Origin of the sequence: Micromonospora sp. NPDC047187 (assembly GCF_040643355.1) — a bacterium.
GTDB lineage: Bacteria > Actinomycetota > Actinomycetes > Mycobacteriales > Micromonosporaceae > Micromonospora > Micromonospora salmantinae.
In genome coordinates this window covers 1-6,424 of record NZ_JBEYUF010000053.1, presented here as the reverse complement: position 1 = coordinate 6,424, position 6,424 = coordinate 1, and the positions used below count along the sequence as shown (strand labels likewise).

At 72.7% G+C, this 6,424-nt stretch carries 4 protein-coding genes; 3 read left to right on the top strand and 1 reads right to left on the bottom strand.

The features are described 5' to 3' along the window. Positions 1-130: 130 nt before the first annotated feature. Positions 131-1,978, bottom strand: coding sequence for a thiamine pyrophosphate-requiring protein (locus ABZ794_RS33760; protein ID WP_238688216.1), 1,848 nt, complete (start codon positions 1,976-1,978; stop codon positions 131-133). A gap of 91 nt (positions 1,979-2,069) precedes the next feature. On the opposite strand from ABZ794_RS33760, the gene ABZ794_RS33755 reads away from it, so the two are divergent. From ABZ794_RS33755 to ABZ794_RS33745, 3 genes are read left to right on the top strand one after another with little or no spacing between them, the layout of a single operon-like run. Continuing rightward, positions 2,070-2,918 (top strand): RNA methyltransferase, encoded by an 849-nt coding sequence (locus ABZ794_RS33755; protein ID WP_225855454.1) that lies wholly within the window; start codon positions 2,070-2,072, stop codon positions 2,916-2,918. 47 nt (positions 2,919-2,965) lie between these two features. After that, positions 2,966-4,417 (top strand): argininosuccinate synthase, encoded by a 1,452-nt coding sequence (argG, locus tag ABZ794_RS33750; protein WP_210787492.1) that lies wholly within the window; start codon positions 2,966-2,968, stop codon positions 4,415-4,417. Positions 4,418-4,464: 47 nt separating this feature from the next. Continuing rightward, positions 4,465-6,345 carry a PucR family transcriptional regulator ligand-binding domain-containing protein gene (locus ABZ794_RS33745; protein ID WP_238688217.1) on the top strand — a complete coding sequence of 627 codons (1,881 nt, stop codon included), beginning with the start codon at positions 4,465-4,467 and terminating at the stop codon, positions 6,343-6,345. Positions 6,346-6,424: the final 79 nt, after the last annotated feature.

Below are 6,424 nucleotides of genomic sequence, written 5' to 3'. Positions count from 1 at the left end.
CCCGCCCCCACCCCGCCCCCATCCCCGCGATCTTGCACTTTCGGTTGCCTAAAAGCACCTTCTTGCAAGCTTTTGTCGGTGCAGAAAGTGCAAGATCGCGGGGCCGGCGGGGGCCGGGCCGAGGGCGGGGTTAGCGGTCTCGGCGGCGGGGGCGGTAGCTGGCCAGGGTGGCGGGGAGGCCGCGGCGGATGATTCCGGCCCAGTCGGTGTCGCCGCGTAGCACCGCCGCGGCGGTCTTGCGGGCCTGCTCGACGGTGAAGTGCGGCGGCAGCATCAGCTCCGCCGGGTCGACCAGGGCGTTGATCACCACCGGACGGTCGGCGGCGAGCGCCCGGTCCCAGACGTCGCGCACCTGATCCGGTGAGTCGATCAACTCGCCGTGCAGCCCGAGCACCTCCGCCCACTGGTGGTAGGCGATGTCCGGCAACTGCTGGCTGTCCGGGAACATCGGCGTCCCCTCGGTGGAGCGCTGTTCCCAGCTGACGAACGCCAGATCCCGGTTGTTGAGCACCAGCACCACGAAGCGCGGGTCGGCCCAGCTGCGCCAGTACTTCGCCACGGTGATCAGCTCGTTGACGCCGTTCATCTGCATGGCGCCGTCGCCGATCAGCGCGACCAGCGGCCGGTCCGGGTGGGCGAACTTGGCGCTCAGCGCGTACGGCATGGCGCCGCCCATGGACAGCAGCGTGCCGGAGAGGCTGGCCAGCATGCTGGGGCGTACCTGGATGTGTCGGGCGTACCAGGCGGTGGTGGTGCCGCAGTCGACAGTGAGCAGCACGTCGTCGGGCAGCCGTTCGTTCAGGGTGTGGAAGAGCAACTGCGGGTTGACCGGGTCGGCCGCCTGCTCGGCCAGGTCGTGTTGCACCCGGCGCCACGCCGAGGTGGCCTCGGTGACCTCCGTCCGCCAGGCGGTCGGCCCGGGGCCGGGGCCCAGCTCGTTCAGCAACGCCCGCAGCGTGGGGCGGGCGTCGCCGGTCAGGTTCACCTCGGTCGGGTACCGCAGCCCGAGCTGGGTGCCGTCCAGGTCGATCTGCACTGCGCGGGCCTGCCCGGGCGGCGGGTAGAACTCCGAGTACGGCATGTTGCTGCCCACGATCAGCAGCCGGTCGCAGCCGTTCATCAGCTGCCAGCTCGGTCGGGTGCCGAGCAGCCCGATAGCGCCGGTCACCCACGGTTCGCGGTGGTCGACGGCGGTGAAGCCGAGCAGCGCGGTGGCCACGCCGGCCCCGAGCCGATCCGCGATCTCACGGACCTCGTCGCGCGCGCCGAGGGCACCCTGGCCGACCAGCATGGCCACCCGTTGCCCGCCGCGCAGCACCTCGGCCGCCCGGCGTACGTCCGCCTCCGGCGGCACTGTCGGCGTGCTGCTCGGCGCGTTGCTGGTCTGGTAGTAGCCGTGCGCGTGCGGCGGGTTCGGTACGGCCGGCTCGTCCTGGAGGTCCAGGGGCAGGATCAGGGCGGTGACGGTGCGTCGGGCCAGCGCCGTCCGGCACGCCCGGTCGACGAGGTGGCGTACCTGTGCCGGGTGGTCGAGCTGGGCCAGGAACGCCGCTGCCACGTCCTTGTAGAGGGCGAGCAGGTCGACCTCCTGGTAGTAGCCGCCGCCCTCGGCGGTGGTCGCTGTGTGACCGACCAGGGCGACCACAGGTTGGTGGTCGAGCTTGGCGTCGTACAGGCCGTTGAGCAGGTGGATGGCGCCCGGCCCGCTGGTGACCAGAGCGCAGCCCAGGGGCCCGCCGCCGTACTTGACGTGCGCGGAGGCGGCGAAGCCGGCGGTCTCCTCGTGGCGGACCTGGATGAACTGGGCGCGGCCGTTGGTGCGTTGCAGCGCGGAGGTGAGGCCGTTGATGCCGTCGCCGGGATAGCCGAAGTAGCGGTGTACGCCCCAGCTGAACAGTCGCGACACGATGTGGTCGGCGACGGTCGGACGCCGGGGCAGAGTGCCCGCTTCGTCCGGCGTGGTGTCGTCTGCGCTCACCTGGCTGGTCCTTCCCGTCGCGTCCGATGCCCGCCGGTCATTCCCCTTCTTCTTCGGACAAAACACCCGCTCGGACGGGCGTCGAAGCGCGCTGCTCCGCGTCCGGCAGAATCGTCGGGTGCCCGTCCACGAGATCACCGACCCCGACGACGACCGGATCGCCGACTACCGGGCGCTCACCGACGTCGAGCTGCGCACCCGCTGGGAACCACCGCACGGCCTTTTCATCGCCGAGGGGGAGCTGGTGCTGCGCCGGGCGTTGCGCGCGGGCTACCCGGCGCGGTCGTACCTGGTCGACGCCAAGCGGGTCGACCAGCTCGCCGACCTGGACACCGGCGACGCGCCGGTGTACGCCGCGACCCAGGACGTGCTGCAACGGGCCACCGGCTTCCACGTACACCGGGGGGTGCTGGCGTCGTTCCACCGCCGGCCGCTGCCGACGGCGGCCGAGGTGCTCGCCGCCGCGCGCCGGGTCGTGCTCCTGGAGGACGTGAACAACCACACCAACCTCGGGGCGGTCTTCCGGGGTGCCGCCGCGCTCGGCATCGACGCGGTGCTGCTGTCGCCGTCCTGCGCCGACCCGCTGTACCGGCGCAGTGTCCGGGTCAGCATGGGTGAGGTCTTCGCTATGCCGTACGCGAAGCTCGACCGCTGGCCCGAGGGCCTGGACCAGGTACGGGAGGCCGGCTTCACTGTGCTCGCCATGACGCCCGCGCCGGACGCCGTACCGATCCAGCGGTTGACCCCGGCGCAGCGTGAGCGGGCGGCGCTGCTGCTCGGCGCCGAGGGGCCCGGCCTCACCGCGGCGGCCCAGGCCGCCAGCGACGTGCGGGTGGTCCTTCCGATGCGGCGCGGCGTGGATTCGTTGAACGTGGCCGCCGCGGCGGCGGTGGCGTTCTGGGAGCTGGGACGTGAGGATCCGCCGTTCGGCGGCGAGTAGACCGCTTCGGCTTGCATGGCCATGCGTTCTATTGCATAATTTTCCCCGTGTCCAAGGTTCTCACCTCCCTGCCCACCGGCGAACGTGTCGGCATCGCCTTCTCCGGCGGCCTCGACACCTCGGTCGCGGTCGCGTGGATGCGCGACAAGGGCGCCATTCCCTGCGCCTACACCGCCGACATCGGCCAGTACGACGAGCCCGACATCGCCTCGGTGCCCGGCCGCGCGCTCAGCTACGGCGCCGAGGTCGCTCGTCTGGTCGACTGCCGCGCCGCCCTGGTCGAGGAGGGCCTGGCCGCGTTGACCTGCGGCGCCTTCCACATCCGCACCGGCGGGCGGGCGTACTTCAACACCACTCCGCTGGGCCGCGCCGTGACCGGCACCCTGCTGGTGCGGGCGATGGTCGCCGACGACGTCCAGATCTGGGGCGACGGCTCGACCTTCAAGGGCAACGACATCGAGCGGTTCTACCGGTACGGCCTGCTGGCCAACCCGATGCTGCGCATCTACAAGCCGTGGCTCGACACCGCCTTCGTCACCGAACTGGGCGGGCGCAAGGAGATGTCCGAGTGGCTGCTCGAACGCGGCCTGCCCTACCGGGACAGCACCGAGAAGGCGTACTCGACCGACGCCAACATCTGGGGCGCCACGCACGAGGCGAAGACCCTGGAGCACCTCGACACCGGCATCGAGACGGTCAACCCGATCATGGGCGTCCGGTTCTGGGACCCGTCTGTGGAGATCCCGACCGAGGACGTCACCGTCGGCTTCGACCAGGGTCGCCCGGTCACCATCAACGGCAAGGAGTTCGGCAGCGCCGTCGACCTGGTGCTGGAGGCCAACGCCATCGGCGGCCGGCACGGCCTGGGCATGTCGGACCAGATCGAGAACCGGATCATCGAGGCCAAGAGCCGGGGCATCTACGAGGCGCCCGGGATGGCGCTGCTGCACTACGCGTACGAGCGGCTGGTCAACGCCATCCACAACGAGGACACCCTGGCGAACTACCACAACGAGGGTCGCCGCCTCGGTCGGCTGATGTACGAGGGCCGCTGGCTGGACCCGCAGGCGCTGATGCTGCGCGAGTCGTTGCAGCGGTGGGTCGGCACGGCGGTCACCGGCGAGGTGACGTTGCGGCTGCGCCGGGGCGAGGACTACTCGATCCTGGACACGACCGGCCCGTCGTTCAGCTACCACCCGGACAAGCTGTCGATGGAGCGCACCGAGGACTCGGCGTTCGGCCCGTCGGACCGGATCGGCCAGCTCACCATGCGCAACCTGGACATCGCCGACTCACGGTCGAAGCTGGAGCAGTACGCCTCCCTCGGCCTGGTCGGCGGCGGGAACCCGCAGCGGATGATCGGAGCCGCGCAGGCCGCCTCCACCGGGTTGATCGGCGCGATGCCCGAGGGCGGCGCGGAAGCCATCGCGTCCCGTGGCGTCGCCTCGGCGGAGGACGAGGCGCTCGACCGCGCAGCGATGGAGTTCGGCGTCGACTGACCCCTCGTGCCGGTGGTAAGTCGAGTTCCGGCGTCACGGACGGTAGCGTGTCGGCCGTGTTCCCTACCGTCCGTGAGGTCCTCGGCCTGGACCCGGTCCGCCACGGCGCGCCACGCGTGGTCGCCGGCGACGAAGGGCTGGACCGACCCGTCCGCTGGGTGCACGTCGCCGAGGTGCCGGACATCGCCACCCTGCTCGGCGGTGGCGAACTGGTGCTCACCACCGGCATCGGTCTGCCCGGGGACGACGCCGGGTTACGCGCGTTCATCGGTGATCTCGCCGACGTCGGAGTCTCCGGACTCGTCGTCGAGTTGGGCCGCCGGTACGTCAGCGGTGTGCCCCGGGTGATGGCCGCCGCCGCCGAACGGCGTGGGCTTCCCCTGGTGGAGCTGCGCCGGGCCACCCCGTTCGTCCGGATCACCGAGGCGGTGCACGCGCTGATCGTCGACGCGCAGCTCACCGAGCTGCGCGCCACCGAGGAGATCCACCAGCGGTTCAACGACCTGTCCGTGGAGGGCGCCGACGCCGCCGAGGTGATCCGCCAGGCCGCCGAGCTGTCCGGTTGCCCGGTGGTGCTGGAGAACCTGTCCCGGCAGGTGCTCGGGTACGACCCGGCGGGGGAGAGCGCCGAGCTGCTGCTGGACGGCTGGGAGCAGCACTCCCGGCGGATCCGCCCGGCCGGGCGGACCGCGTACGACCCGGACAGCGGCTGGCTGGTGACCACCGTCGGCGCCCGGGGGCAGGACTGGGGTCGGCTGCTGCTGCGCTGGCCGGCCAGCGGCGACGTGCCCAGCGCCCAGGCCGTCGAACCGACCGCTGGCCCGCCCACCCGGCTCACCATCCTGATCGAGCGGGCCGCGTCCACCCTCGCGTTGGGCCGGCTGATCCGCCGTGACGCCGAGGGCCTGGAACGGCAGATCCACCGCACCCTGCTCACCGCGCTGCTCGACCACTCCCGCCCGGTGGACGAGGTGGGGCTGCGGGCCAAGGCGCTCGGCGTGGTGCTCGACCGGCGACACCTGGTCGGCGTGATGGTCCGGCACCGCGCCGACGATCCCGCTGGGGAGGTCGGCCCCGAGGCCGGCCAGGCCCGGCTACGCGATCTCTCCGAGGCGGTCGGCCAGGCCCTGCGGGAGGCGAAGCTGACCGCGCTGACCAGCGCCGTCGACGACCACTCGGTGGGCGCGCTGCTGGCCCTGCCGGACCCGGCCGCCGAGGACCGCGCGCTGTCCGCGTTCGCCAGCGCCCTTCGTCGGGTACGCCTCGACGCCGGCACCGGCCGGCCGGCACCCGGTGTCGAACCGGCGCGCGCCGCCGCCGGCGTCGACGGGTCCCGCCCCGCATCCGAGGCTTCCCGTGCGGCGGTCGGCGCCGATCCGGCCCGTACTGGCCTCGGCGTAGATCCGTCCCGCGCGGCGTTCGGTGTCGAGGCCGCTCGGTCGGGGGTCGGTGTCGACCCGTTCCGGGGTGCTGGCCCGGGTGGCGTGATCGTGGCCGCCGGCTCCGGGGTGGGCACCCTGCGGGAGGCCCGACGGTCGTTGGTCGAGGCGCGGCAGATCGCCGAGGCGGCCCGGCGTGACCGGCGTGACCTGCCGATCTTCCGGCTGCCGCACGTCGGCCTGGCCGGGCTGCTGCACCTGCTGCGCGACGAGCCCCGCCTCCAGACGTTCGTCGAGCGCGAACTCGGCGCGCTCCTGGAGTACGACGCCCGGCACCCCCGGGAACGGCTGCTCGACACCCTGCGCGCCTACCTGGAGCAGGGGCGCAACAAGTCCGCCGGTGCCGCCGCCGCCCACCTGTCCCGGCCGGCCTTCTACGAACGCCTGGCCCGCATCGCCCGCATCCTCGACGTGGATCTGGACTCGGTAGAGGCCAGCCTCTCCCTACACGTAGCCCTACTGGCCCTGGAAGCAGTCCGCACCCCCTAACCCCGCCCCCACCCCGGCCCTCACCCCGGCCCCGCCCGGCCCCGCCCGGCCCCGCCCGGCCCCGCCCGGCCCCGCCCGG